Genomic DNA, 25,573 nt, shown 5'->3' with positions numbered 1-25,573 from the left:
TCAGCCCCCATCCTGCAAGCCAAACTCGCGCATTACCTGGGCGCACCAGCGCTGGATACGCTCCTCGCTCAGATCGAATTCGTTCTCCTCATCCAGGGCCAGCCCGACAAACTGGCTGCCATCGGCGGTTAGCCCCTTGGACTCTTCAAACTCGTAACCTTCTGCGGACCAATAGCCCACTGCACGGGCACCGCAGGCGAGGAGCTGTGAATGCAAATAGCCCAAGGCGTCCTGGAACCACTGAGGGTAGCCTTCCTGATCACCCAGACCAAACAGCGCGACCTTTTTCTCGTGCAGGTCCAGCGCGGCCAAGTCGTCCCAGATATTTTCCCAGTCCTCTTGCAGTTCGCCGTAGTCCCAGGTGGGAATGCCGAACAAAAGGAAGTCGTAGTCTTCGGCGAGGCCAATATCCGCCTCTGCGATATTGTGGATATCAATCCATTGAGGACCGATACACTGGCGGATCTTCTCCGCAGCCATTTCGGTATAGCAAGTGCTGGAACCGTAAAAGAGTCCGATTGGGGCTTGGGAACTTTGCATAACAGGTGAACTTCTTACTGCTGGGACACGGCGCCACTAAAATCCAATTGTCGCCAAGCCTCGTAGATAACAATGGCGGCGGCATTGGATAGGTTGATACTGCGGCTCTCGGCACGCATGGGGATACGCAAAGTGTTTTCGGCCCCTACTGCTTGCAGGAACTCTGCGGGTAGCCCCCGGGTCTCCGGGCCAAACACAATGGCGTCATCCGCCTGGAATTCGATCGCGGTATGGCTTTTGCTTCCCTTGGTGGAGAGCGCCAGCACCCTGGCGGGTTGCTCGCTATCGATAAAGGTCTGCCAGTCCTTGTGGCGCACCACGCGACTGTACTCGCTGTAGTCGAGGCCGGCGCGACGCAGGCGTTTGTCATCCATATCGAAACCTAAGGGCTCGATAAGGTGCAGCTCTGCCCCGGTATTGGCACAAAGTCGAATAATATTGCCGGTATTTGGCGCTATTTCAGGTTGGTATAGAACAATCTTGAACATGAGGTGGCGTTTGCGCTGGAGAGACTTCTAGCTAGACCGGACAACAGTGCCCGGCCCTGTACGGCTGCGGATTATTCCACAATTAGATGGGGGTGGCGATCTCCTCGCAATCGATCTCGACCCCGAGTTCATTGGCAATCTGGTCCAGATCGTCACGCAGGCCGTCGAGATCTATGTCTTCGGCCACACTGATAGTGCACTCGGCATTAAACAGGGGCTCACCGCTCCAGGGGGTGCTGCCGTAAGTGGTTTCCAGATGCTCCATATTGATATGGTGAGCGGTAAGTGCGCGCGAGATCTCGCGGACTATGCCGGGACGGTCGTTGCCAACCAGTTTCAGCGTCAGCGTCTGCTGGGGTTTGGCGGATACTGCAATGGCATCTTCAATGACCAGGTTGTAGCCTGCGTTTGCCAGGGCTGATAACGCCTCTTTAAGTGTCTCGCTTTTATCTGCGGGCACCGCCACCCGCAGGATTCCGGCAAACTTCCCAGCGAAGTGGGCCATATGGCTGTCTTCCCAGTTGCCGCCGTTATCTGCGATAACTGCTGAAAGCTTTTCCACGACACCGGGCTTGTCATCAGAGATCATGGAGATAACGAGATGCTGTTGCATATAGGGTTCCTTTGCTTCACGAGAGACGTTGAGCTGACATTGTAATAGGATCTCGTCGAATAACTCTATCGGCCAATCTCAAAAGCGTTATTTTGAAACCAATATCCAAGTACTTTAACGAGGGACTGTTGATGAACGTGATTGCTGACTTATGTGTGATCCCTATCGGCGTTGGTGTTTCCGTCAGTAAATACGTTGCTGAGTGCGAGCGGGTGCTGGAAGAGGCGGGGCTTTCCTATCGCCTGCACGCATACGGTACCAATATCGAGGGGGACTGGGATAAGGTGATGGCGGCAGTTAAAGAGTGCCACGAGCGGGTGCATCAAATGGGCGCCGACCGAATCAGTTCCAGCCTGAAATTGGGAACTCGTATTGACCGCGAGCAATCTATGCAGGATAAGATCAACAGTGTGCAAATGAAGTTGGACCAACGATAACAACACAGGAAAAACTATGACGAGCAATTTTAAGAAATCCCTGGTGGCCCTGGCCGGTGCCCTGGCTTTGGCGGGCACAGCCCAGGCCGCAGATTTCTCTGCTGCCATTAAGGGGGATCATCGCAACAAGGATTATGTCGCCCGCGATCAGTACCGCAACCCAGCGGAGACCCTGGAGTTTATGGGGATCGAGCCGGATATGACGGTAGTGGAAATTACCCCGGGCGGCGGTTGGTATACCGAAATTCTCGGGCCCTACCTGAGCAAGAAGGGGACCTTATATGCAGCGCACTTCCCTGAGAATAGTGAGTCCGACTACTTCAAGCGCTCCCTGAAGAACTTCAAAGCAAAGCTGGCTGCTAACGATAAGGCTTACAAGAAAGTAATTGTGACTGAGTTTGCCCCGCAAACCGGTCGCGAGATTGCTCCGGCAGGCAGTGCCGATGCCGTAGTAACTTTCCGCAACGTGCACAACTGGATGTATCGCGATTATGCCGATGAAGCTTTTGCCAGCTTTTTTGCCGCGCTGAAGCCCGGTGGTGTTCTGGGGATCGTTGAGCACCGTGCCAAGCCAGGTACCAGCCTGGAAGATATGGTGAAAAGTGGTTATGTCACCCAGGAGTATGTTATCGACCTGGCTAAAAAGGCGGGCTTTGAATTCGAAGAGGCCAGCGAGGTAAATGCGAACCCCAAAGACACTGCTGACCACCCCAAAGGCGTATGGACCTTACCGCCGGTAATGCGCTTGGGTGAAGAGGACCGTGAAAAGTATCTCGCTATCGGCGAGAGCGATCGTATGACCCTGCGCTTCCGCAAACCCAAGTCCTGATCGTTTTACAATATTCTGGGGGTGGCTATGGCTGCTCCCAGCCTACCTGAATTAGTCGCTGTATGATTATTCCCTTCGAACAACTAGATGCCGATACCCTGCAATCTCTGCTGGAAGAGTACGCCACTCGCGAGGGCACCGAATACGGTGAACGTGAAGTGGAACTGGTGGACAAAGTTGCCGGCCTGCGTCGCCAGCTGCAATCCGGCCAAGTGGTGATCTGGTTTGAGCCCGGTGAAGAAACTGTAAACCTGGTCCTGGCCGAGGACCTGCCCCCCGATGTCTGAGTGGTTGATCGATAGCCCGAGAGAGCCCCTTGCGCGCTTTCTGTTTGCCCATGGCGCCGGGGCGCCGATGGACAGTGAGTTTATGCAGTTCCTGGCGCAGGGGTTGTGTGAGCAGGGTGTGGAAGTTGTCCGTTTTGAGTTTCCCTATATGGCGCAGCGGCGCACCGGGGGAAGTAAGCGGCCACCCAATACCATGCCCCAGCTGCAAGAGTCTTTCCGCGAGCAAATCGTCCAGTTAGGCCCCGAGTTGCCCCTGTTTATCGGTGGTAAGTCCATGGGCGGGCGCGTGGCGAGTCTATTGGCGGATGAATACTGGGGGCAGAAGGCGATTGCCGGTGCCGTATGCCTGGGATATCCGTTTCACCCCCAGGGCAAGCCGGAAAAGCTGCGTACCGAGCACTTGGTGGATATTCGCTGCCAGACCTTGGTGATACAGGGAGATCGGGACCCATTAGGCAGCCGGGCTGAGGTAGAGGGCTACGGTTTGGCGAACACCATTGAGGTCGAGTGGCTGGAAGATGGCGATCACGACTTTAAACCCCGTCGCGCCAGCGGTTTTAACCAGCTTCAGCATTGGCAATCCGCAGTAGAGTTGGCTGCCCAGTTTATGCTGCGATCTCGAGGACAGTAATGCGCTCTTCCCGCACCATCAGTGGGTTGAGTAGATTCATCTGTGCGCGGCGCTCCTGGCTGGTATACCAGTGTTGCCAATGGAGCTCAGATTGCCATTTGGAGAGTGTAAAGCGCCGCAAGGGATTGCCCTTCTCGATATAGGTCTGCCCCTCGATAAAGCCTACTGTGCGGTAGGCGCAAGTGAGGATTTTGCGGGCGGCCTCTTCATAGCTGCCCTGCATTTCTGCCGCAATTTCCCGTTCTATCAACACGTAGATCATTGTCAGCCCGAATTGCGTTAGCCCTATGAGGATTTTAGTGCGGGCGCAGGGGAATTACCGCGCGGCCCTCATGCCTCTGGAGATGACGACGGCGGTAAAATTGCGCACAATGATACCTATGAAGTCAGATCACACCTTAGATGCCCGTGGCCTCCTGTGCCCGGAACCCGTCATGATGCTGCATTCAGCGGTGCGCAATGTCGCCGATGGTGAAGTGTTGAAAATGGTTGCTACCGACCCCTCCACTCAGCGGGATGTGCCCAAGTTCTGCCAATTTCTTGGATATGAGCTGGTACAGCACGCAGAGGAAAATGACGAATTTGTCTACTGGATTAAAAAAGCGGAATAGCGGGTCGCGGTTGCTCCAGCCCCCATGCCATTGGCGGGGGCTGGCACACTCCTGAATATTAAGACCCAACAGTCCCTAGGGAGCTGTCACCAGGGCAGCGATAGCGGCCAGGGCTTCGGGGTCCTCGGATTTAATTTTGTTAGCGATATGGTGTTGGAAAAAGTACCGGAATCCCTCGCTCTCCTGCGCGGGGTACAGGCAGTGATCCCCCGGTAAAACCGGAGTGGTTTCAACAATATCGTGGTCTATTAGCATGCCGTGAATCTCCCCGTCGGCGTGCAACCTCCAGCTGACGACCTCAATCAGTGTCAGGTTCTCGCGCTGTTCATCCATAAACACAGCGTGGGTGCCGATGGTGTCGGGGATCTCCTGGAGTACTTCCTCAGCTTTATTGCTCTCGTATTCAAAGTATTCCGCCGCAGTCTCCAGCTCGACGATCTTGTGAATGGGGGGCTGATGGAAGATTTCCTCAATGCCGGGGTCATAGTAGCCCTCAAAGCGTCCGTCGAGAGGGTCCTTGATGTCGGGACAGGCCACTATGGTGTTTAACCAGGGAACGAGGCCTACGACCTCGCCATTTGCTTTGAGACCCCAGCATAAAACTTTCAGGCTATATAGATCTGTGCCGCTGGAGTTGTTGGAGTAGAGCATTTCCAAGCCGTCTAGCTCCGGCGAAAGACGAATAAAGCGCCTGTCCGCAGAAGTTTCGATGGGCTCGCCGGTGAAGAGGTCAACCACATTGTTGATGCTGTGGTCTGTCATGGAACACCTCCTTGCAGGGCCGGTTGTATACCGTCTCCACGTCAGATGAAGGTGCGACAGCGAAATGCCCTACCTCTGAAGGAAGACTGGGGCAGGAGGGTGTTTGATTGCTTTAATTCCCTCCTCGGGGAGACGCTAGAAGGACACGCCCTCTGCGGCATCCCTGTTCCTAAAGGTATATGTTGATTTGCCGAAATACAACCAGCGCCTTTTGCGCCCCGCAAGCGCCTGCGCTTTGATCGGGGCGCAGGCGTTGATATAGTCCCCGCCTTTGAGGTATCCCGGAGAACGCCTTGCCTGTTGCAACCGCAGAAATGGCTTCTGTTCCTACGAAACTGCCAATGGCTGATCGTATTGTCAGAGTCTTCGATCACTGTTTTTCAGACCCAAATGGGCTCAATACCCGACTTCGCGGGGGCTTTTGCGAGCCCTATTACCGGCCCAGGGGGGAGGGTCAAACCTACCACCAGGTAGAGTTCACCCTGGACTATGCCGCCAGCGCTTTGCATGAAGTGGCGCACTGGTGTGTCGCCGGAGAGGCCCGGCGGCAGTTGCCGGATTACGGTTACTGGTATGCGCCGGATGGTCGCAGTGCCGACCAGCAGGCTGAGTTTGAGCAGGTAGAGGTCAAGCCACAGGCCCTTGAGTGGATCTTTGCACGGGCTTGCGGACTCAAGTTCCGCGTGAGCGCCGACAATCTGGAGAATGGATTGGGCGCCAGCGACCCGTTTAAAAAGGCCATCTGGCAGCAAGTTCTGGACTATTGTGATACCCGGCCCAACCCTCGGGCCTGTGCATTCGCCGAAGCCCTGATGCAGGAATTCGGTTGTCCCAATCCTTTTGATCGGGGTAGCTACCAATTGGCGGATCTCTCTTGAATAGTTATCTCATAGACGCATCGGTATATATTTTTCGCTACTACTTTGCGCTGCCGCCCAACTGGGAGAGTCGCAGTGGCTACTCCACTGAAGCCGTTTACGGCTTTACTAACTTCCTGTTGGATATGTTGGCGCGACAACCGGGCTATATTGCCTGCGCCTTCGACGAATCATTGGGAAGTTGTTTTCGCAATGAGATTTACCCGGACTATAAGTGCAGTCGCGCACTACCAGATGAAGCCCTGGCTTTCCAGCTGGCGGCGTGCCGGGAAATGGCTGAGGTACTGGGTATTGCCAGCTTTTCCAGTGAGCGCTACGAGGCCGATGACATACTGGCCACGTTAACCCGGAAGCTGCACCGGCATAACCCAGTGGTTGTGAGCCGGGACAAGGATCTGGGGCAGCTGCTGGCTCGGGGCGCTGTATCCCTGTGGGATTTTGCCAACGACCGGCACCTGGATGGCGAGGGCGTACGGGAAAAGTTCGGTGTGCGCCCGGAACAGATTCCCGACTATCTGGCCCTGGTGGGAGACACTAGCGATGATATTCCCGGGATACCCGGCGTTGGCCCAAAGACTGCGGCACGCCTGTTAGAGACATTCGACACTATAGAAATGTTGCTGGAGCAGCTCGATACCCTTGCCACAATGCCCTTTCGCGGAGCCAAGGGATTGGTGGCCCGGATAGAGGAATACGAAGAGCAGCTGCACCTAGCCAAGCGCCTGACCAGTCTTGAGGAGCGGGTTCCCCTGGATATGAAGCTGGCAGATTTGCGCCCGCAGCCGGTAGATGTCTACCTGGCCCGTGCCCTGGCGGAGGAATTTGGTATCGGCGGTCTGAGCAAGAAGATTGAACGCACCTTAGCGGGTGTTGATGGAGAACTTACATGACGGATAGCGCTGCACAGAGTGCGGGATTAAAAATTGTTGCCGATGAGAATATTCCTGCGTTGGAGGAGTATTTCGGTGATCTGGGAACGCTGGAGCGCTACCACGGCCGCACCTTGAGCCGAGAACAATTAATTGATGCGGATATTTTGCTGGTGCGCTCGGTCACCCAGGTTGATCAAAGCCTGCTGGAGGGGACCCGGGTGCGCTTTGTTGGCAGCTGCACCATAGGCACTGATCACCTGGATACCCAGTGGTTGGAACGCAATGAGATCTTCTGGAGCGCCGCGCCTGGCTGCAATGCCAACTCCGTGGTGGAGTATGTTTTCTGCACCCTGGCCGCACTGGAAATTGACTGGCATGGGCGCAGCTTCGGCATAGTGGGCTGCGGCAATGTTGGCGGGCTTTTGCAGCAGCGCTTGCATGCTCTCGGGGTTTCCTGCGCAGTTTACGATCCCTGGCTACCGGAAAACCCGGATGCGAGTGAGCTGGAAAAGGTGCTTAGCCAGGATATTGTTTGCCTTCACGCACCGCTGGTTAAGGGCGGCACCTACCCCAGTTTCCATATGATTGGAGCAGAGCAGTTGCGCCAGCTCCGCGATGGCAGCGTCTTGATTAGCGCGGGCCGGGGTGGGGTGGTAGACAACCGGGCACTGCTGGCGGAAATCCAGCGGGGCAAGCGTTTTACTTCCGTACTGGACGTATGGGAGAACGAACCGGATATCGATACTGAATTATTGCAGCATGTTGACCTGGGGACACCGCATATTGCCGGTTACAGCCTGGATGGGAAGCTGGCCGGCACCCGTATGATCCGCGAGGCCCTGTGCCGGGAATTGGGTATTGCGCCTATGTCTGCGGAATGTCAGTCGGCAGTTACATCTAAAGAGATCACAGGAGACTCGGCTGAAGAATTACTGTTGCAGATGTACAACCCCCGCGCGGACGATCGTCGCCTGCGCGCGGCGGCAGCAGGTGATGTGCCGATGGAGAAGGCTTTTGACTTGCTGCGTAAAGAGTACCCCGAGCGCCTGGAGTTCAGTCACTACAAAACTTCAGCCCAGACTTTGGGTGACGAAGAGAAACGGCAACTGGAAGTGTTGGGGTTGGCGTGCAGTTAAGTAAACAAGTAAAAAAGCTTGGTTTAATTATTAACCCCTGGGCTGGCATTGGCGGCCCGGCGGGTCTCAAGGGGAGCGATGGTGCCGAAACGGTGCAACGCGCGCTGGACGCAGGTATCGAACCCCAGGCAAATCAGCGTGCGGCGCTGGCCCTTGAGGAGCTAAAACCCTATAAGGATGAGCTGGAAATCCTGTGCTTTGCCGGCGATATGGGGGCCAGTACAGCGCGTAAACTCGGTTTTTCTGTCTGTGAAGTGGGCGTGGCCGAGTGCTCGCCATCCTCCCCGGAGGATACAGAGCGTGCAGCAGCTACTATCCGCAACAATGGTGCAGACCTCATTGTTTTTATTGGCGGTGACGGCACTGCGAGAAATATCGTCAATGCCCTGGGGGATAATTTCCCGGTGCTGGGTATTCCCGCCGGAGTGAAAATGCACTCCGCCTGTTTTGCGATTTCCCCTAAAGCGGGTGGTGAGGTTTTGCGCCGTCTGATGGCGGGGCAGCTGGTGGACCTCGCTGAGCGTGAAGTGCGGGATATTGATGAGCAGTCATTCCGCAGTGGGCGGGTAACCACGCGTTACTACGGCGAGTTGCTGGTGCCCCAGGAAGGCCAGTTTTTACAGGCGGTAAAAAATGCCGGCCGCGAAGTGGAAGAGCTGGCAGTTGCGGATATCGCCGCAGAGATTACCGAAGACCTGGACCCGCAAACCCTGTATGTCGTTGGCCCAGGCTCTACTACATTGGCAATCCTCAGCGAGTTGGGCTGTGAGGGGACACTGTTGGGGGTGGATTTATTACTGGATGGCCAGTTGTTGCAGTTGGATGTCAGTGCGCCGCAAATTGAACAGGCCATTGCCGATCACAGCGGGCCGGTAAAAATCATTCTCACCGCCATTGGTGGCCAGGGTCACTTAATTGGCCGGGGTAACCAACAATTGTCAGCCAATGTACTGCGGCGCGTTGGGCGCGATAATTTAATCGTGGTTGCGACTAAAACAAAAATTACGGAATTGCATGGGCGCCCGCTATTAATCGATAGCGGTAACCCCAAGCTTGATAAACGGTGGAGTGGTTTTATTCGAGTGGTTACCGGCTACCGGGATGCCATTCTTTATCCACTGAGTAACGGGGATATTCAATAAGCGATGAGTGCAGATTGGCAGTTACTGCTGGAGCAGGTAGAAAATAAACTAGGACAGAATGTTGGCGACAGCCGCCGTTTTTTTCACGGCCGGGGTCGCAGCTATGAGGGTTTGGAGCAGGTTTGCGTCGACAGCTTTTTCCCCGCTTTGTTAGTGACTTTTTTTGAAGAATATGAAGGTGAAGTAGAGCTGTGTGAAAAGCTCTGGCAAATGGCTGAGGCGCGAGGTTATCAAGGAGTTGCTGCGCAGCGACGCTATCTCCCTGGGGCACCTTTACAGTGGCACTTTGGTGAGCCGGTAACAGACCCGGTCGCGCAGCGTGGAAACCTTAAATTCCCCCTCACGTTTGATCGACAAAATGTGGGTTTCTTCCTGGATATTGAGCCGGGCAGGGCCTGGCTTGAAGAGCAGGTGCGTGCAAGAGCTGGGCAGACGTCGGCAAAAATGCTCAATCTTTTCGCTTTCACCTGTGCCTTTTCTGCGGTCGCGCGAGCGGCAGGTGATATCGATATTGTAAATGTGGATGTCAATCGCGGTGTTTTAAATCGCGGACGGGAAAATCACGAGGTTAATGGGCTGTCGCTCAAAGGGGTTCAGTTCCTGCAATTCGATGCACTGCGTCAATTCAAGCGCTTCGACCGTCGCGGCCCCTTTGACCTGGGCATTGTCGACCCGCCGACGCGACAAAAAGGTCGCTTCGATGTCAGCCAGAATTATGAAAAGTTGCTGAGGCAGCTGCCCGCTTGTCTCGCCGCTGAGGCGGATCTTCTGATGGTGATCAACTCGCCCCGGCACAGCGAAGCCCAGTTTAGGGAGTTAATCCTCGGATCTGACAGCGGTTATGAAGTTGTAGCGCGGTTGGAGCAGAACCCGGATTTCCCTGATCGGGACCCGGATGCTGCCTTAAAAATGCTGCACGTTAAATATCGTCGCCAATCCCGGTAATGGCGATTGCCAATGCCGCGCATTAAGGAGCCTCTTACAGCGCGGCAAACTCCCGCATCAAGCACTCCATCAGCGCCTGCAACTGGCCTGATGATCCCTCGCGCACAGCGCTGTTGAGCAACTGGGCGTTGCTCTGCCCGGACTCAGCTCCGGCATTAATCATTAGCAGGAAACCCTTGTGGGTTAATACTGCATCCTCCATCGCCTCCTGGCGCACTAGCTGGGAAAAGTTGATATAGCCACTCTGCTTAAGCCAGGTCATGGACCCCAGGCAGGCTAAATGGCGGGGGGAGTGCAGCCCGTACTCATCCGGTGAGTCAGGGCCGGAAATATCTTCCACGTAAACGGTTGCCGGTACCGGGAATTGATTAAACATGGCCAGCAGTACCCTGCCGGCATCCCGGTAAAAATCGTGAATATGTAAATCGTCCAGCATCAGCAGGAATATCGCTCCAAAAAGTCGCCCAGGCGTTCCATCGCATGCGATAAGTCGTCGGCACGGGGCAGGAAGACAATGCGCAGGTGGTCCGGTGCATCCCAGTGGAAGGCACTGCCTTGAGCCAGTAGTATTTTTTCCTGGCGCAGGAAATCCAGCACCAGCTGCTCGTCATTTTCGATCTTATGATGATCCAGATGCAGCTTGGGAAACAAGTAGATAGCACCGCTAGGTTTGACACAGCTCACACCGGGAATGTCATTGAGCATGCGGTGGGCCATATCTCGCTGTTGGCGCAGGCGCCCGCCGGGCAGGACCAAATCGTTAATACTCTGGTAGCCACCGAGAGCGGTTTGTACTGCGAACATGGCGGGTACATTGCCGCACAGGCGCATGGAAGCGAGTATTTCCATCCCTTGGATAAAACCCTTGGCTCGGTGTTTAGTGCCGCTGATAACCATCCAGCCAGAGCGGAAGCCGGCCAGGCGGTAGGACTTGGACAGGCCGTTAAAACTCAGGCAGAGCACGTCCGGGGCCAGTTTGGCCATCGGGGTAAATTCCGCATCGTCGTAGAGAATCTTGCTATAAATCTCATCGGCGAAGATCACCAGGTTGTGACTGCGGGCAACCTCGACAATATCCTCCAGTAGTTCCCGGGGATAAACGGCGCCAGTGGGGTTATTGGGATTGATAACCACTATGCCCCGGGTTTTTGAAGTGATTTTTGCTTTGATATCCTCAATATCAGGCAGCCATCCGGACTCCTCGTCGCAGCGATAGAGAACTGGCTTGGCACCGGTGAGGTTGGTGGCGGCCATCCACAGGGGGTAGTTGGGCATTGGCAACAGCATTTCATCGCCATTGTTGAGAAGGGCCTGGGTGCTCATGGAAATCAGTTCGGAGACGCCGTTGCCCAGGTAAATATCGTTAATCTCGACGCCCGGGATACCCAGGGTCTGGCACTCTTGCATAATGGCCTTACGCGCAGCGAAGAGCCCTTTGGACTCGACGTAGCCCTGTGCCTCAGAGAGATTGTGAATGACGTCTTGGATAATCTCGTCGGGGGCGTTAAAACCGAAGGGGGCAGGGTTGCCAATATTCAGCTTGAGGATGCGGTGGCCTTCCTCTTCCATGCGCTGGGCCTGCTCCATCACGGGGCCGCGAATTTCGTAGCAGACGCCGTGCAGTTTTTCTGATTTATTGATGTCCTTCATGGTGACCTGGAAGCTCTATTGCAGAGCAGGAGCGGCCCAGGGCCGCGAGTTCAGTGCGCGAAAACTGGGTAATGTCCACCAGCGGTAGGTACCACTCCTGCGGGAAACCGGGAACCGATACACATAGGCATTGCCACAAAGTGACGCCTGACCGGAAACCCCAATTGATTACGGAAACACTAGAGTATGTCAAAACAGATGGATGAGAACTACTGGCGGGATAAGCTTACAGATGAGGAGTTTGAGGTCTGCCGGGAAGGTGGGACAGAGGCGCCGTTTAGCGGCGAATATTGGGATGTTTTTGACGATGGCGTCTATCGTTGTCGTTGCTGTGGCGAGGTTTTATTCGGCTCGCAGTCAAAATTTGAGAGCGGGTGTGGTTGGCCCAGCTTTGATGCAGAGCATTATGAAGGTGCGGTGAAGGAGCTGCCTGACAGCAGCTACGGTATGCAGCGTGTAGAGATTCGCTGCAGTAAGTGCGATGCCCATCTCGGCCATGTATTCGACGATGGCCCCACCGATACGGGACTTCGATACTGTGTGAACTCTCTATCGGTAAAGCTGGACCAGGGCAGCGATGAAACGGAGGATGACACTGAGTGACGGAATCACACTGGAGTAATTGGCTATTGCGGGTGCAGTGGATTCTGTTACTGCTGATCGTCCTTGCGGCTGCCGCCTTGCGTTACGGGTTGCTGCACTTCTCTGTGGTTTTCAAAATATTTGCGTTTTCTGGCGGTGCAGCCTTGGCAATTGCGCTACTGAGCCTGTTTGTTTTTGTCTGGGGAGTGAGCAAGAGCAAGCCGTTGGTGCGCAGTAATGCTCTGTGGGCGGCGTTGCTCGGACTGCTACCGGTGGCAATACCTCTGGTAACCGTAGGCAAGGGCAACTTCGATGTGCCAAGAATTCACGACATCAGTACCGATACCCGCAATCCCCCCCAGTATCAAGAGGTATTGAAGTTGCGCCAGAAAGGCGATAACAGTGCCGAATACGGTGGAGAGAAGGTGGCCGAATTGCAGCGGGAGGCGGATATATATGCCGATATAATGCCGTTGCACGTGGAATTCCCGATAGCTCGTACCACTGAGATCGCTGCTGAAGTGGCCGAAGACCTGGGTTGGAAAGTGGTTTCCTATGAGCCTCAGCGGGGCCACCTGGAGGCTGTAGCGAAAACACCGATCCTCGGTTTTACGGACGATATCGTTGTACGGGTCAGCGCTGACGTGGGTGGTGGCTCCAAAGTCGATGTGCGTTCCAGCTCCCGAGTCGGGGTCAGTGACTTGGGTACCAATGCGAAGCGTATCCGCCAATTTCTGGAAGAGTTGCACCTGCACGCGCTGGTGCTCGAGGGAACTGGCACAGAGCGGTACTAGAATGCACTCCAGAAATGGCTGGGTTTTGTAAGTGTCTGACAACAAAAGAAAAAAAATCAAAAAGAGTGTTGACAGGTTTAGCGGTGATCCATAGAATGCGCCCCACTTCTGACGCAGGGCTACACTCAAAGGTGGAGCGAAACGACAGAAGGTTTCTGGGTCCCCATCGTCTAGAGGCCTAGGACACCGCCCTTTCACGGCGGTAACAGGGGTTCGACTCCCCTTGGGGATGCCACGCGGGAATAGCTCAGTTGGTAGAGCGCAACCTTGCCAAGGTTGAGGTCGCCGGTTCGAACCCGGTTTCCCGCTCCAAATTTCCGCTTTGCGAGATGATCTCTAGTCAACTCGGAAAGCATGCCACCGAGAAATCAGTGGCATTGCCATGGACAGCATGGCAGCACCGGATCGAAAGGTCGAAGTGCAAGTTTCTGTCCCCATCGTCTAGAGGCCTAGGACACCGCCCTTTCACGGCGGTAACAGGGGTTCGACTCCCCTTGGGGATGCCAATACGACCCGGTAGCAATGTTACCGGGTCAATTGCGGGAATAGCTCAGTTGGTAGAGCGCAACCTTGCCAAGGTTGAGGTCGCCGGTTCGAACCCGGTTTCCCGCTCCAAATTTCCGCTTTGCGAGATGATCTCTAGTCAACTCGGAAAGCACGCCACCGAGAAATCAGTGGCATTGCCATGGACAGCATGGCAGCGCCGGATCGAAAGATCGAAGTGCAAGTTTCTGTCCCCATCGTCTAGAGGCCTAGGACACCGCCCTTTCACGGCGGTAACAGGGGTTCGACTCCCCTTGGGGATGCCAATACGACCCGGTAGCAATGCTACCGGGTCAATTGCGGGAATAGCTCAGTTGGTAGAGCGCAACCTTGCCAAGGTTGAGGTCGCCGGTTCGAACCCGGTTTCCCGCTCCAATTTTCTGCTTTGCGAGATGATCTCTAGTCAACTCGGAGAGCACGCCACCGAGAAATCAGTGGCACTGCCATGGACAGCATGGCAGCACCGGATCGAAAGATCGAAGTGCAAGTTTCTGTCCCCATCGTCTAGAGGCCTAGGACACCGCCCTTTCACGGCGGTAACAGGGGTTCGACTCCCCTTGGGGATGCCAATACGACCCGGTAGCAATGCTACCGGGTCAATTGCGGGAATAGCTCAGTTGGTAGAGCGCAACCTTGCCAAGGTTGAGGTCGCCGGTTCGAACCCGGTTTCCCGCTCCAAAAATAAAAAGCCGCTCAATCGAGCGGCTTTTTGTTTTTCCGATATAGTAATTCTTATCTTCTGCACGGTTACTTTTGCCCGGGACTCCTGCAAGTTCCGGTTCATCCCACCAGGTGACGTGTATGAAAAACCCTAGCTCCCCTCAGGTTGAAATTATTCGGGCAAGCGCGTTGAATAACGCTCCCCACTATAGGAGTGCAAGATGAGCGCTGCGCTATCGATCCATAACTTACAGAAAACCTACGACAATGGTTTCCAGGCCCTGAAAGGCATCAGTTTTGACGTGCAGCCGGGAGACTTCTTTGCGCTGCTGGGCCCCAATGGGGCGGGGAAGTCCACTACTATCGGTATCATCTGTTCCCTTGTGCGCAAAAGCGGTGGTTCAGTGTCGATTTTTGGTGAGGATATCGACGTCGATTTTGCTGCGGCCAAGCGCCTGTTAGGTGTTGTGCCACAAGAATTTAACTTCAGCCAGTTTGAGAAAGTGTTCGACATTGTCGTTACCCAGGGCGGTTTTTACGGTATGCCGCGCAAACTGGCTGAAGAACGCACTGAGAAATACCTGAAGCAGTTGGGGCTGTGGGATAAGCGCGCTACCCAGGCGCGCATGCTCTCCGGTGGTATGAAACGCAGATTGATGATTGCCCGCGCGCTGATTCACGAGCCGAAGTTGCTGATTCTGGATGAACCTACAGCCGGAGTGGATATAGAGCTGCGGCGTTCCATGTGGAGTTTCCTGGAAAAAATAAACCAGCAGGGCACCACAATTATCCTCACCACCCACTACCTGGAGGAAGCCGAGAGCCTCTGTCGCAATATAGCGATAATCGACAAGGGCACTATTGTCGAGAACACTTCGATAAAGTCACTACTGAAAACCCTGAACCGGGAAACCTTTATCCTGGATTGCGCGGAATTTTTCACTGAGTGCCCGGACTTGTCCGGTTATGAAGGGCGTTTGCGGGACAATCACTCACTGGAAGTCACTATTGAAAAGGGGCAATCTCTGACCGAGGTATTTGCGTCATTGCAGCGGCAGGGCATCACAGTTACCAGTATGCGAAATCGCGCTAATCGCTTGGAGGAATTGTTCCTGTCCATGTTGTCGGAAGAAAAAATGTCGGGGCTAGAAGAGTGAAGGGCAGATTAATCTGGATATCATTCAGCACTATTTACCGTCGGGAAGTCCGGCGCTTTATGCGTATATGGCCACAGACCCTGGTACCGCCGGTAATCACTATGTCACTGTACTTTGTGATCTTTGGCTCCCTGATTGGTCGGCGAATCGGTGATATGGGGGGGTATCCGTATATCGAGTTTGTTGTACCGGGTTTGATCATGATGTCGGTGATTACCAACTCCTATGCCAACGTAGTTTCGTCTTTTTACAGCGCTAAATTTCAGCGCAGTGTGGAGGAGCTTTTGGTCTCGCCAACGCCGAATTGGGTGATTATGGCGGGCTATGTTCTCGGTGGTGTGTCACGGGGATTAATGGTGGGGTTGATAGTGACTCTCGTAGCGATGTTTTTTACCTCGCTGACGGTAGAGCACGTCTTTGTCACGGTAGCGATTGTATTTTTGACGGCGGTGCTGTTTTCCCTGGCCGGGTTTATCAATGCTATTTTTGCCAATAGTTTTGATGCTATCTCTATTATTCCGACCTTTGTATTAACTCCCCTCACATACTTGGGAGGCGTGTTTTACTCTATCGACCTGCTGTCGCCTTTTTGGCAGGGGTTGTCGAAATTGAACCCAATTCTTTATATGGTGAACTCCTTCCGTTACGGCATTTTGGGTGTTTCCGATATTAATGTTTTCGGGGCATTTTTTGGCGTCCTGGTATTTATTGCGCTTCTGGCATCCTGGGCCATTTATCTGATGAGCCACGGTAAGCGACTGAGACATTGAGAAATTTATGACAAGAGAAGACTGGCAAAACCTCCCCCTGGGGCAGGAGACCACCTACGAATCCACTTACAACCCCGAGTTGCTCCATCCAATTCAGCGCTCAGTATCCCGAGCCCAGTTGGGGCTTTCTGCCGGCGCAATGCCTTTCTTTGGAGAGGACGAATGGTGGGGTTTTGAGCTTTCCTGGCTGAACCCCAGGGGCAAACCACAGGTGGCGGTGGCTCGTTTTAGTTTTCCTGCGGAAAGCCCCTGCATGGTGGAGTCAAAATCCTTCAAGTTGTATTTAAACTCTTTCAACCAGAGCAAGTTTGAATCCTGGAGATTGGTACAGGATGCCCTGGTGCGGGACCTCTCTGCAGCGGCGGGGGCAAATGTCGACGTTACCTTGATGGATGTGGAAGATGCAGCGCTGGCAGTTGAGAAGCCAGAGGGCTACTGTCTGGATCATCTGGATATAGAAGTGAACAATTACGAACCGGACCCCGCACTCCTCGCCCTGGAAGGCGGTGAGGAAGATGTGAGTGAGGTTCTTTATAGCCACTTGCTGCGCAGTAATTGTCCGGTAACGGGGCAACCGGATTGGGCGACAGTGGTTGTGGACTATAAAGGGCCGGCACTGAAGCGAGAGGCACTGTTGGCTTATATTGTCTCCTTCCGCGAACACCAGGATTTTCACGAGCACTGTGTCGAGCGTATCTTTTGCGACTTGCAACAGTTGGCGGAATTTACCGAGTTAACTGTATGTGCTCGCTATACCCGTCGTGGCGGCTTGGATATTAATCCGCTGAGATCGACTCGCATTGAGAAACGTATGCCTCCGCGTTTTGCCCGTCAATAATTTCTTTTCTTAAGTGCCACCGGAGTCCCCGGTGGCACGGCCCTTCAATTCCAATCTTTGCTTGGTGCCGAGCTGGGTTGGCGCTGCTGTCTCTTAAGCTACGCTTTCCAGATAGGCCGGGGAAACCGACAGTGCAGTTGTGTTGGCCGCCCCACAGGAGGTGGAGTTGAGGCTGACAGATGGAGATTAATACCCAGTCCCCAGTAATTCCTGCCGTAGTTATCGGTTTTGCCCCACTTCTTTTTTCTCAACCCTCCACTGCAGAAGTTTATGTTAAAGCTGATGAACTGATACGGGTGATTGAGGCCCAGCAACAGCAGTTGGAAGAGCAGCAGGCCCAGATTCAGCAACAACAGGCAGACCTCGAAGCCCTGCGTCGGCAAATTGAGCAAATGCAACGGGCACCACCATCCCGACCGTCTCTGGAAGTAACTCCTGTACAGCCTGTCGAAGCACCGGTGAGCAAGGAGGACATGAATGATTTACAGCGACAGATTGAGGAAATACGCCAGGAAGTTCCACCTGGTTCGCTGCCTCCGCCGCGGGCTCAGTCTGATCAGGCGGTACCTGACCCCAGTGACATCGAAGATGTGATTGCCAATGCGACAACGGAGTGGCCTGGTTCCATTCCCTTGTTGGGAAATACCATGAAGGCGAAGATCAGTGGCTTTGCGGACTTGGATGTCAATTATGATACCGACGCGATCATCAGCCCCGCACAATTTGTACCTGCCGATATTGTGACTTTCGACAAAACGGCTGCAGAGGGAGCGGACGGGCAGACAGAATTTACCGTGCAGACCTCCAGGTTGGTATTTGAGACCCTGCAGCACTGGGAGGGACGTGAATTTAAAACCCTGATTTCGATGGACTTCCTGCAGGACTCCAGTGTTACCACTCCCAACCCCCGTATGCGCAAAGCTTATGGAGAAGTGAGTAATGCGCTTTGGGGGGGCAGTATTCTTGTGGGGCAGCAGTGGTCAACATTCGCGAACTTGGAAGCGGTCCCCAATACTCTGGATTTCCAGGGGCCTAATTCGGCATTTGGCTTGCGCCATTCAATGGTCCGATGGATTAAGAGGTACGGGCCACAGTATTACTTTAAGGTGGCTATTGAAGCGCCAGATTCACAAATATTCGAGGATGCAACCGAGGTTGCACGCTGGCCTGATGCGGTATTTGCGCTGGAGTCGGACTTGCCTAGGTCCCAGGTACAAGCGGGTTTGGTATTAAGGGATTTGCGCGCGAGTGGCGATCCGGATTCAGCCGTATCGACTACCGGCTGGGGATTAAATTTAAGCGGCACTTTCAATATGCCCGGCGTACTTTCCAAGGATGTCCTTTATTACTCTTTGTCCCTCGGTGCGGGATATAGCGGTCTACTTAATGACGCGCCACCAGATGCAGCTTATGATTTTTTTGATAACTCTGTAGAGGCACTAAACACTACAGCCTGGTATCTGGGGTACCAGCACTGGTGGACTCCTTGCCTGTATACCGTAGCGACCTACGGCAGGGTAAGGCAGGATAATCTGGACTTCCAACCCGGTGAGGCCTACAAAGCAACCCAATATCGCAGTATCAATATTGTCTGGTTACCCTTTCCCCGTTGGTTGACTGGAATCGAGGTGCTCTACGGCGCTCGCAAAGACAAAGATGGAGATAGGGGTTCTTTGGTGCGGACACAATTTACGACCCGAATGACATTTTAAGAAAGTAAAGTGTTTAAACGAGGTGTTCAGGTATATGCGAGTCAAACGAGAGAAGCTATTTCAAGCACGAGTTATTCGGTTGTTATGCAGCCTTTCAGTGATTTCTCTTTTGCTCGGATGGACTTCAGCCAGTACCGTGGTTACGCGGGTATGGCAGTCCCCATATATTGGTATTCAAAGCTTAGGAAAAACCCTGGTACTCGCATATACCCTGGTACCGAGGCCGATAGTCGGTGGGCAGGTAGAAAGGGAGTGGGTCATGCAACTGCAGGATACGGGTATTGATGCGCATTCCTGGAGTGCTCTCGGGGCAATAACTGGTGTTCCCTCAATGGGGGAGATTGCACCCTTACTCCGGGAGAGGGGATTTGACACTTTATTGGTTACCCAATTGTTGGCATTAAAACGGATCAACCCGAATATTCGCAACTCCCAGGTTGCTGTTGTGGAGACACGTTTATATTCGGCGCCTAGTGACGAAGTTTATTGGTCGGTTCAGTCGGATACTTTTTTATACAAGTATTCAGGGGAGGAGCTGCGCCATCCCAATGAGAGAGATTTACGCGAGTTTGTAGAGGTGATGATTCGCACTATGTCTGGCAATGGCGTTTTATAGCCGCTAATTTATCGTGATTTTTATCGAACCTTTCTCCAGGCCAATAAAACTGTTGTATTCAGCTATTCTGGTGAGACAAACCGTTGATGGGCCTATCAAAGAGTGCGCGTTCAATGGTTCGAAAGGGAATTCAAAGCGTTAGCAGGAATAGATGCCAGCTAACTACTTTTGGCGGTAGGCTTTACCATGGATTGGAATCTAAAAGCCCCTGTGGTTTTTTGGCGTGCGTGTCTAAGGTACTGGAGATGTGTTGATGTGCACGCTCCACGATTATTATTTATTCTGCCAGTTTTTCTCTCAATTTTATTAATCCCCTATTCAGCCAGTGCTTCTGAAACTTTTCTGATGCCGTTGGGACCAGTGGCAGAGGAGCAGAAAGTACACTTCTTTTGGGCTATGGCACTCACCATGGTCGCTGTTCTTCCGGTATTTATCTTGGTGCCAGTAATCCTCTTTAAATACCGAAGAAAAAAAGGTCACGGATTCTATGCGCCCAAATGGGAAACCTATGGTCCGCTCGAAGTGATTATGTGGGGTGTGCCATTCCTGGTCATAATTGTGCTGTCAGTGATGCTCTGGCGTGCAACGGCACGGCTCGATCCCTACAAGGAAATACAGGGCGTTGTCCCCCCGGTAAAAGTGCAGGTGGTGGGGCTCGACTGGAAGTGGTTATTTATCTATCCGGAGCTGGATATTGCAACGGTCGGTGAATTGGTTGTACCAGTACACACTCCAGTCTCAATGGTATTAACCAGCGACACGGTAATGCAGTCGTTCTTTATTTCTGCACTGGCTGGGCAGATTTATGTGATGCCGGGTATGACGACAAAGCTCAATTTTATCGGTACAAAAACCGGCGACACCAGAGGGGAGAATACCCAATATACCGGCAATGGTTTTGTCGACCAGAATTTTGCAGTCAAGGTTGTGGCTGATGAGGACTTTGAAGCCTGGGTAAAGCAAGTACGGACGGGTGGGATTGTCCTGAGTCCAGAGAATTATAACCGCCTGGCACAGCGAAACACCAAAAAACAAGCATACAAAGTCTTGGGAAATAGCAAGATGCCAGAAAATACACTGTATTTTAACTTGCCGGGCACAGACCTTTTTCACGAAATAGTAATGCGTTATCACTCCGGTAAACCGCTGAGCATCGAAGAGCAGCCCGGTACCCGAAAATTCGGCCGGGGCGAGAATGATGCCGAGGGAGCGCAGCCATGAACAATTTGGATTACGGTTGGCTGGGTAAGCTCAATTGGGATTCTCTAGTGTTTAGCGGGTTTCTTGAGCGGCCCTCTGTCAGTGAGGCCGTTGCCAGTGTGGCGGGCTCGATAGTAATACTGGCAACAGTGGGAACCCTGTTTTTATTGACCTGGTTTAAAGTCTGGGGAACACTTTGGCGGGATTGGTTGACCAGCACTGATCACAAAAGAATCGGCATTATGTATATTGCTTTTGCGATCGTGATGTTGGTTCGAGGGTTGCTGGAGGGAATGGTAATGCGTGCCCAGCAAGCCGCCGCACCGGAAGGTTTCCTCTATGCAGATCACTTTGCCCAGTTGTTCAGTACGCATGGCACCATAATGGTGTTTTTTGTGGCAGTTCCGTTTTTGGTGGGCCTTATTAATTTCGCTATGCCGCTGCAAATTGGTGCCCGTGATGTGGCCTTCCCGGTACTTAATCAGATCAGCCTGGCGGTGACAGTTTCCTCCGGTATTTTGTTGATGGTCTCTCTGGTGGTGGGGCAGTTTTCTACAGGGGGGTGGTCGGCTTATCCACCTTATACGGGGGCGGATTTTAGTCCCGGGGTTGGGCCTGACTACTGGATATGGGCGATCGTATTTTCTGGGGCGGGGACGACATTAACAGGAATTAATTTCACCGTCACCGTGTATAAATGCCGTGGTCCAGGAATGCATCTATTCCGTATGCCACTGTTTTGTTGGACCGTACTCTGCGCGTCCATTCTAATGATTTTCGCAATGCCGCCTCTCAGCGTTGCCGCACTAATGTTGGGCTTGGATCGCTACCTGGATTTCCACTTCTTCACCAATGACCTTGGTGGAAATATGATGAACTATGCCAATTTGTTTTGGCTCTTTGGTCACCCTGAGGTCTATCTGTTGGTGCTGCCAGCCTATGGTATTTTTTCCGAGGTCTTTTCCACCTATTCGGCAAAAACCCTGTACGGCTATAAATCCCTGGTGATTGCCACCATGTGTATTGCGATCCTGTCCTTTACGGTGTGGTTACATCACTTTTTTACCATGGGGCAGAGTCCGACGATCAATATTGCCTTTGGTATAGCGACTATGCTGATCGCGGTGCCGACCGGGGTGAAAGTTTACGACTGGATGGCGACCATGTATCGAGGTCGAATACGTTTTACCACTCCAATGGTTTATGCCATCGGCTTTTTAATCCTGTTTGTGATTGGTGGTCTATCTGGGGTTATCCTGGCTAACCCTACTGTCGATTTCCAAGTGCACAATACACTGTTCTTGGTGGCGCATTTCCACAATGTTCTGATTCCCGGCGTGCTGTTTGGAATTTTGGCGGGGTACAACTACTGGTTCCCCAAAGCATTTGGTTTTCGCCTTAATGATAAGTGGGGCAAACGCTCAGCCTATCTCTGGTTTGCAGGATTTATGGTGACATTCTTCCCTCTCTATGGCGCCGGCTTATTGGGGATGCCAAGACGATCATTCAGCTATGCCGATCTCACATTCAAGCCGTACATGATCGTTGCTTTTATCGGCGCAATGATTGTTCTGGCGGCCTTAATTTCGCTGGTTATTCAATTTATCGTAAGTATCAGGGACCGAAAGAAAACCCAGGTTCCTGTGGGTGATCCTTGGGATGGACGGTCCCTGGAGTGGAACTCTCCCGCTCCAGTACCGGCTTATAACTTTGTTGAAATACCCAAGGTTACTGATCGGGATGCATTTACTGAGGCTAAGGAGCACGGTGAAGCCTATAAGCGGCCTAAAGTCTATCGAGACATAGAGCTCCCTAAAAATAATCCTCTCGGATTTATTTTGTGCGTTGTCAGTGGAATTTTGATGTTTGCCCTGGTTTGGTACATCTGGTGGCTTGCACTGATCTCCGCATTAACCATTTTGGTTGCAGTTATCGCGGCCACCTTCCGCAAAGAAACGGAATATATTATTCCTGCCAGTCAGTTAGAGAAGGATACGGAAGCTTGGTTGGCCTTGGTCGAGAAGAGCGAGGCAGTGAGCCGGGACCTGGAAGATTCCCCGCGAAATGTCGGCCTTGCGAAGCTGGAGATCTAAATGAATCCCGTCTCTTCACCGAAAAGCCCGGGCAGCATCAATCCCCACGAAGCCATCCACAGAGATCCCGATATGGTGATCTTTGGCTTCTGGGTCTTCATGATGAGCGACCTGATTTTCTTTGGGGTGGTATTTGCGATTTATATCACCATGGTGGGCGCTACCGCCGGAGGGCCGGGCCCGAAAGAGCTTTTTGATTTCGGCAGCTTGTTCGCCCAAACGATGCTTCTTCTAACCAGCAGCCTCACTGCGGGTATTGCGACAGTTATTGTTAAGCATGAACGCAGTCGCTCTGCCTTTCTATTTTGGGTGGTGATAACCCTGTTGCTGGGCATGGGTTTCCTGGCGTTGGAACTTTACGACTTTGCCGGGATGGCCGAGAAGGGAGGGGTGCCACAGCGCAGTGGTTACCTGTCAGCCTTTTTTGGTTTAGTGCCCTTGCACGGTCTCCATGTCACTTTCGGCTGTCTATGGATGATCGTTTTGATCGTTCAGGTTTTCACTATGGGATTGGGGGATGTCGTAAAGCTGCGCTTTCTGCGCCTGGCATTGTTCTGGCATTTCCTCGATTTGATTTGGATCGGAATTTTTTCCGTGGTTTATTTCGGTGGCTGGGTCTATGGCTAAAGAACCGACTTTTGCACAACACCTGCGGCTGTATATCACAGGTTATATCCTGTCTATTGTGCTCACTCTGGCGGCTTTTGCCGCAGTGCTGACGATCGGAAGGGAGAATAAAAGTGTCTTGATTCTCGTTGCGTTACTGGGGGTTGCGCAACTGGTAGTGCAATTAAAATATTTCTTGAACGTAACGACCCAACGGGACCGGAGGGATAACCTGGCGTTAATCCTTTTCTCTAGCTTAATTCTTTTGATTATTGTGTTAGGTACAGTCTGGATTATGGGGAACCTGGCGGTGCGTATGCATACAACTATGTAGCGTTTTACGCTTACCACCTTTTATAAAATTAGATAATAACTTTGCTCTTCAGGTTGGATGCTGCTTTTTGCAGGGACTGTAAGACCTTTTCTTTATCGTAATTTCGGATTTTATCCAGGTCTAAATGCATTGAGAATCCGGGGGCATGCTCCTCCAGGTAACTCTGCTGGCCGCCCAGGTTCTTACGCAGATCAGTAACCTGGTAAACCTTCACCGGGGTACTAATACCTTTTACGGTGATATGCCCTTTGTCCCGGCACATTACCGTGTGTTTGATCATGGCCCAGGTCTCGTGGCTAATCAGGATTTCTCCCGGCTGGGCGGCGCCTTCCAATCGCGAAGCGAGGTTAACGTGGGTACCCATCACCGTGTAAGACTGGTAGTTAGCGGTACCAAAAATGCCGACAGTACAGTAGCCGGTATTAATCCCCATACGAACCTGCAGGGGGCGCGAGATACCTTTGTTATACCATTCCTGCTTCATTTCACGTACGCGTTTACGCATCGCCAGGGCCATAGCTACGCAGCGTAGAGCGTCTGACTTTGGTCCTTTACTCTCATCGTCCCCAAAAACAACCATTACCGCATCGCCGATAAACTTATCGATAGTGCCGCCGTATTGCCCAGCGATGCGTGCCATTTCAGAGAGGTAATTATTGAGCAGCTGGGTAAAGGTCTCTGCCTCTAACTCCTCGGTGAGCTGGCTGAAGTCTTTGATGTCAGAAAAGAAAACGGTGAGGAGCTTTCTCTGGGTCACCAGAGCTTCTTCATCCCCAGTAGTGACAGAGCGCCACAGCTTTTGTGGCAAGTACTTGGAAAGTTTGTAGGAGCGAACCTTGCTAACGCGCTGCTCAACCATCAGGGAGTGATTGGCTTCCTTAAGCTGGCCAATCTGGCGGTGGGTAAAGAATGCATAGGCGCATAAATAGGCCAGAATACAGATCAGGCTTACGGTGCTGATAGTGAGGTCAGCGCTCACCAGAAGGGATGGTTCGTGCATCAGGTACCCGATAACGACCCCAACCAGTAAGCCGGTATTGTGCTCAAACCAAGCGCGACCACCGCCGCCCCCAGTGAGGGCATTCAGCTGGACCATGGTAACCAGCAGCAGCGAGGGCAGCATGCTGAAGTCTGCCAGGGATATGGTGATGCCGATCAGTACTGTATCCAGGAAAGAAAGGCAGCGGCGGGTTTTCAGTGCTTTTTTATCGCCAGTTTTGTAGAGGATAAATTGGGCGAGAGCGGTATAAGCAATGATAAAAAGAGCAGATCCGGTAATAACCAGCTTGTCTGATTGCCATGGCGCATCCCAATTCACCGCGTTTGCCAGGGTACCGGCAGCGGCAAATAAAATCAGGGTGCGAAAATAGGTGGAGTAGCGAGGGTTAACATTCCGCCCCGTGCTCTCCTCAAGCTGGTCCTGCATTTGTGTTGTTCTTTGTCCGTTTGAGCAGAAAGTGAACACCTTGCGCGTTGGCGATAGGGTGGCTCCGATTTCCCCATCCACCGTATAGCCACGCCGTGACTCCAGCAGCGCAGTTTACTCTTCCGAGGAACAGAATGCGAAAAAACTGTGCATGCAAGTGATATTTTTCTCGTTGTTGTTGCCAGTGATATTACCGCACCTCCAGCCTCAGAACCTCCCAATTTTCATGGCAGATTTGCAGTTTAGGCAGGGAGGGTACCTTAGGGCTTTACGTATCAAGGTTTATATAGATAGCGACCACTGACTCTACAGCAGGCCAAGGATTATGACAGGGTGCTTTTCCGACATTATTAACCTAGATCAATCTGAGCTCAGGAATCCGGGCGACTTGTACCAGGTGAAGGGAAAAGGGGGGTGTCAG

29 protein-coding genes and 8 tRNA genes are annotated in these 25,573 nt (G+C 52.9%); 29 read left to right on the top strand and 8 right to left on the bottom strand.

Annotated features, from left to right (window positions below):
* The 3 genes from fldB to ACYX4J_RS14200 all read right to left on the bottom strand — a co-directional run bounded on the left by fldB (nt 1) and on the right by ACYX4J_RS14200 (nt 1,641).
* Nucleotides 1-540 (bottom strand): flavodoxin FldB, encoded by a 540-nt coding sequence (gene fldB, locus ACYX4J_RS14210; protein WP_444916615.1) that lies wholly within the window; start codon nt 538-540, stop codon nt 1-3.
* Between the two features lie 14 nt (nt 541-554).
* Nucleotides 555-1,028, bottom strand: a complete 474-nt coding sequence (trmL, locus tag ACYX4J_RS14205; RefSeq protein ID WP_108732553.1) for a tRNA (uridine(34)/cytosine(34)/5-carboxymethylaminomethyluridine(34)-2'-O)-methyltransferase TrmL — start codon at nt 1,026-1,028, stop codon at nt 555-557.
* A gap of 82 nt (nt 1,029-1,110) precedes the next feature.
* On the bottom strand, nt 1,111-1,641 hold the full coding sequence (locus tag ACYX4J_RS14200; protein WP_282933559.1) for a glycine cleavage system transcriptional repressor: 531 nt from the start codon (nt 1,639-1,641) through the stop codon (nt 1,111-1,113).
* Nucleotides 1,642-1,772: 131 nt separating this feature from the next.
* Between ACYX4J_RS14200 and ACYX4J_RS14195 the strand changes: the two genes are divergently transcribed.
* The 4 genes from ACYX4J_RS14195 to ACYX4J_RS14180 all read left to right on the top strand — a co-directional run bounded on the left by ACYX4J_RS14195 (nt 1,773) and on the right by ACYX4J_RS14180 (nt 3,825).
* On the top strand, nt 1,773-2,078 hold the full coding sequence (locus ACYX4J_RS14195; protein ID WP_444932698.1) for an MTH1187 family thiamine-binding protein: 306 nt from the start codon (nt 1,773-1,775) through the stop codon (nt 2,076-2,078).
* Nucleotides 2,079-2,094: 16 nt separating this feature from the next.
* Nucleotides 2,095-2,907, top strand: coding sequence for a class I SAM-dependent methyltransferase (locus ACYX4J_RS14190; protein WP_282933557.1), 813 nt, complete (start codon nt 2,095-2,097; stop codon nt 2,905-2,907).
* Between the two features lie 62 nt (nt 2,908-2,969).
* Nucleotides 2,970-3,194: a YheU family protein gene (locus ACYX4J_RS14185; RefSeq protein WP_444932699.1), complete on the top strand. Its 225-nt coding sequence runs from the start codon at nt 2,970-2,972 to the stop codon at nt 3,192-3,194.
* Nucleotides 3,187-3,825, top strand: coding sequence for an alpha/beta family hydrolase (locus ACYX4J_RS14180; RefSeq protein WP_444927308.1), 639 nt, complete (start codon nt 3,187-3,189; stop codon nt 3,823-3,825). The genes ACYX4J_RS14185 and ACYX4J_RS14180 overlap by 8 nt, the downstream gene beginning before the upstream one ends.
* Here ACYX4J_RS14180 and ACYX4J_RS14175 read toward each other — a convergent pair.
* On the bottom strand, nt 3,800-4,087 hold the full coding sequence (locus ACYX4J_RS14175; protein WP_413665059.1) for an antibiotic biosynthesis monooxygenase family protein: 288 nt from the start codon (nt 4,085-4,087) through the stop codon (nt 3,800-3,802). The two genes, ACYX4J_RS14180 and ACYX4J_RS14175, sit on opposite strands and share 26 nt — an antisense overlap.
* Nucleotides 4,088-4,205: 118 nt before the next feature.
* Here ACYX4J_RS14175 and tusA point away from each other — a divergent pair, with 118 nt between their 5' ends.
* A complete protein-coding gene (tusA, locus tag ACYX4J_RS14170) occupies nt 4,206-4,436 on the top strand; it encodes a sulfurtransferase TusA (protein ID WP_282933554.1) in 231 nt (76 codons plus the stop codon).
* 75 nt (nt 4,437-4,511) lie between these two features.
* Here the strand turns inward: tusA and ACYX4J_RS14165 are convergent, their stop codons facing one another.
* Nucleotides 4,512-5,198 (bottom strand): hypothetical protein, encoded by a 687-nt coding sequence (locus ACYX4J_RS14165; protein ID WP_108732560.1) that lies wholly within the window; start codon nt 5,196-5,198, stop codon nt 4,512-4,514.
* A 293-nt stretch (nt 5,199-5,491) separates the two neighbouring features.
* Between ACYX4J_RS14165 and ACYX4J_RS14160 the strand changes: the two genes are divergently transcribed.
* The 5 genes from ACYX4J_RS14160 to ACYX4J_RS14140 are packed head-to-tail and all read left to right on the top strand — an operon-like array spanning nt 5,492 to nt 10,171.
* Nucleotides 5,492-6,076 (top strand): elongation factor P hydroxylase, encoded by a 585-nt coding sequence (locus tag ACYX4J_RS14160; protein WP_476176872.1) that lies wholly within the window; start codon nt 5,492-5,494, stop codon nt 6,074-6,076.
* A complete protein-coding gene (locus tag ACYX4J_RS14155) occupies nt 6,073-6,966 on the top strand; it encodes a 5'-3' exonuclease (RefSeq protein WP_476176871.1) in 894 nt (297 codons plus the stop codon). Before ACYX4J_RS14160 ends, ACYX4J_RS14155 begins: the two co-directional genes overlap by 4 nt.
* A complete protein-coding gene (locus ACYX4J_RS14150) occupies nt 6,963-8,084 on the top strand; it encodes a 4-phosphoerythronate dehydrogenase (RefSeq protein ID WP_476176870.1) in 1,122 nt (373 codons plus the stop codon). Before ACYX4J_RS14155 ends, ACYX4J_RS14150 begins: the two co-directional genes overlap by 4 nt.
* The gene (locus ACYX4J_RS14145; RefSeq protein ID WP_444894415.1) at nt 8,075-9,226 is read left to right on the top strand and encodes an ATP-NAD kinase family protein; all 1,152 of its coding nucleotides are present in this window, start codon (nt 8,075-8,077) and stop codon (nt 9,224-9,226) included. Before ACYX4J_RS14150 ends, ACYX4J_RS14145 begins: the two co-directional genes overlap by 10 nt.
* Nucleotides 9,227-9,229: 3 nt before the next feature.
* Nucleotides 9,230-10,171, top strand: a complete 942-nt coding sequence (locus ACYX4J_RS14140; protein ID WP_476176869.1) for a class I SAM-dependent methyltransferase — start codon at nt 9,230-9,232, stop codon at nt 10,169-10,171.
* A gap of 34 nt (nt 10,172-10,205) precedes the next feature.
* Here ACYX4J_RS14140 and ACYX4J_RS14135 read toward each other — a convergent pair whose 3' ends face one another.
* Nucleotides 10,206-10,607, bottom strand: coding sequence for a hypothetical protein (locus tag ACYX4J_RS14135; RefSeq protein WP_476176868.1), 402 nt, complete (start codon nt 10,605-10,607; stop codon nt 10,206-10,208).
* Nucleotides 10,607-11,821, bottom strand: a complete 1,215-nt coding sequence (locus tag ACYX4J_RS14130; protein ID WP_108732567.1) for a pyridoxal phosphate-dependent aminotransferase — start codon at nt 11,819-11,821, stop codon at nt 10,607-10,609. Before ACYX4J_RS14130 ends, ACYX4J_RS14135 begins: the two co-directional genes overlap by 1 nt.
* Before the next feature lie 186 nt (nt 11,822-12,007).
* On the opposite strand from ACYX4J_RS14130, the gene msrB reads away from it, so the two are divergent.
* From msrB to cyoD, 19 genes are all read left to right on the top strand, one after another.
* On the top strand, nt 12,008-12,424 hold the full coding sequence (gene msrB / locus ACYX4J_RS14125; RefSeq protein ID WP_413665066.1) for a peptide-methionine (R)-S-oxide reductase MsrB: 417 nt from the start codon (nt 12,008-12,010) through the stop codon (nt 12,422-12,424).
* A complete protein-coding gene (locus tag ACYX4J_RS14120; protein ID WP_476176867.1) occupies nt 12,421-13,197 on the top strand; it encodes a DUF1499 domain-containing protein in 777 nt (258 codons plus the stop codon). Before msrB ends, ACYX4J_RS14120 begins: the two co-directional genes overlap by 4 nt.
* A gap of 159 nt (nt 13,198-13,356) precedes the next feature.
* Nucleotides 13,357-13,432 (top strand) — tRNA-Glu (locus tag ACYX4J_RS14115).
* Between the two features lies 1 nt (nt 13,433).
* Nucleotides 13,434-13,509 (top strand) — tRNA-Gly (locus tag ACYX4J_RS14110).
* Nucleotides 13,510-13,627: 118 nt separating this feature from the next.
* Nucleotides 13,628-13,703, top strand: a tRNA-Glu gene (locus ACYX4J_RS14105).
* Nucleotides 13,704-13,736: 33 nt separating this feature from the next.
* Nucleotides 13,737-13,812 (top strand) — tRNA-Gly (locus ACYX4J_RS14100).
* A gap of 118 nt (nt 13,813-13,930) precedes the next feature.
* Nucleotides 13,931-14,006: transfer RNA gene (locus ACYX4J_RS14095), tRNA-Glu, on the top strand.
* Nucleotides 14,007-14,039: 33 nt separating this feature from the next.
* Nucleotides 14,040-14,115, top strand: a tRNA-Gly gene (locus tag ACYX4J_RS14090).
* 118 nt (nt 14,116-14,233) lie between these two features.
* Nucleotides 14,234-14,309, top strand: a tRNA-Glu gene (locus ACYX4J_RS14085).
* A 33-nt stretch (nt 14,310-14,342) separates the two neighbouring features.
* Nucleotides 14,343-14,418 (top strand) — tRNA-Gly (locus tag ACYX4J_RS14080).
* A 203-nt stretch (nt 14,419-14,621) separates the two neighbouring features.
* Nucleotides 14,622-15,557 (top strand): ABC transporter ATP-binding protein, encoded by a 936-nt coding sequence (locus ACYX4J_RS14075; RefSeq protein ID WP_282933543.1) that lies wholly within the window; start codon nt 14,622-14,624, stop codon nt 15,555-15,557.
* Nucleotides 15,554-16,327, top strand: a complete 774-nt coding sequence (locus ACYX4J_RS14070) for an ABC transporter permease (protein WP_476176866.1) — start codon at nt 15,554-15,556, stop codon at nt 16,325-16,327. The genes ACYX4J_RS14075 and ACYX4J_RS14070 overlap by 4 nt, the downstream gene beginning before the upstream one ends.
* Nucleotides 16,328-16,334: 7 nt before the next feature.
* Nucleotides 16,335-17,165 carry an NADPH-dependent 7-cyano-7-deazaguanine reductase QueF gene (gene queF / locus ACYX4J_RS14065; RefSeq protein ID WP_476176865.1) on the top strand — a complete coding sequence of 277 codons (831 nt, stop codon included), beginning with the start codon at nt 16,335-16,337 and terminating at the stop codon, nt 17,163-17,165.
* Between the two features lie 179 nt (nt 17,166-17,344).
* Nucleotides 17,345-18,877, top strand: a complete 1,533-nt coding sequence (locus tag ACYX4J_RS14060) for a DcaP family trimeric outer membrane transporter (RefSeq protein WP_476176864.1) — start codon at nt 17,345-17,347, stop codon at nt 18,875-18,877.
* A gap of 34 nt (nt 18,878-18,911) precedes the next feature.
* Nucleotides 18,912-19,493: a hypothetical protein gene (locus ACYX4J_RS14055; protein ID WP_444894406.1), complete on the top strand. Its 582-nt coding sequence runs from the start codon at nt 18,912-18,914 to the stop codon at nt 19,491-19,493.
* A 255-nt stretch (nt 19,494-19,748) separates the two neighbouring features.
* Nucleotides 19,749-20,714, top strand: a complete 966-nt coding sequence (locus ACYX4J_RS14050) for a cytochrome c oxidase subunit II (RefSeq protein WP_476176863.1) — start codon at nt 19,749-19,751, stop codon at nt 20,712-20,714.
* The gene (locus ACYX4J_RS14045; protein WP_476176862.1) at nt 20,711-22,786 is read left to right on the top strand and encodes a cbb3-type cytochrome c oxidase subunit I; all 2,076 of its coding nucleotides are present in this window, start codon (nt 20,711-20,713) and stop codon (nt 22,784-22,786) included. Before ACYX4J_RS14050 ends, ACYX4J_RS14045 begins: the two co-directional genes overlap by 4 nt.
* Nucleotides 22,787-23,413 (top strand): cytochrome c oxidase subunit 3, encoded by a 627-nt coding sequence (locus ACYX4J_RS14040; RefSeq protein ID WP_444916045.1) that lies wholly within the window; start codon nt 22,787-22,789, stop codon nt 23,411-23,413.
* Nucleotides 23,406-23,726 carry a cytochrome o ubiquinol oxidase subunit IV gene (gene cyoD / locus ACYX4J_RS14035; protein ID WP_444912603.1) on the top strand — a complete coding sequence of 107 codons (321 nt, stop codon included), beginning with the start codon at nt 23,406-23,408 and terminating at the stop codon, nt 23,724-23,726. Before ACYX4J_RS14040 ends, cyoD begins: the two co-directional genes overlap by 8 nt.
* A gap of 28 nt (nt 23,727-23,754) precedes the next feature.
* On the opposite strand, the gene ACYX4J_RS14030 is transcribed toward cyoD, so the two are convergent.
* Nucleotides 23,755-25,152, bottom strand: a complete 1,398-nt coding sequence (locus ACYX4J_RS14030) for an adenylate/guanylate cyclase domain-containing protein (RefSeq protein WP_282933535.1) — start codon at nt 25,150-25,152, stop codon at nt 23,755-23,757.
* Nucleotides 25,153-25,573 lie beyond the last annotated feature (421 nt).

It is taken from the genome of Microbulbifer sp. ABM4_008 (assembly GCF_056311705.1).
This window is presented reverse-complemented; position numbering and strand designations above follow the sequence as displayed.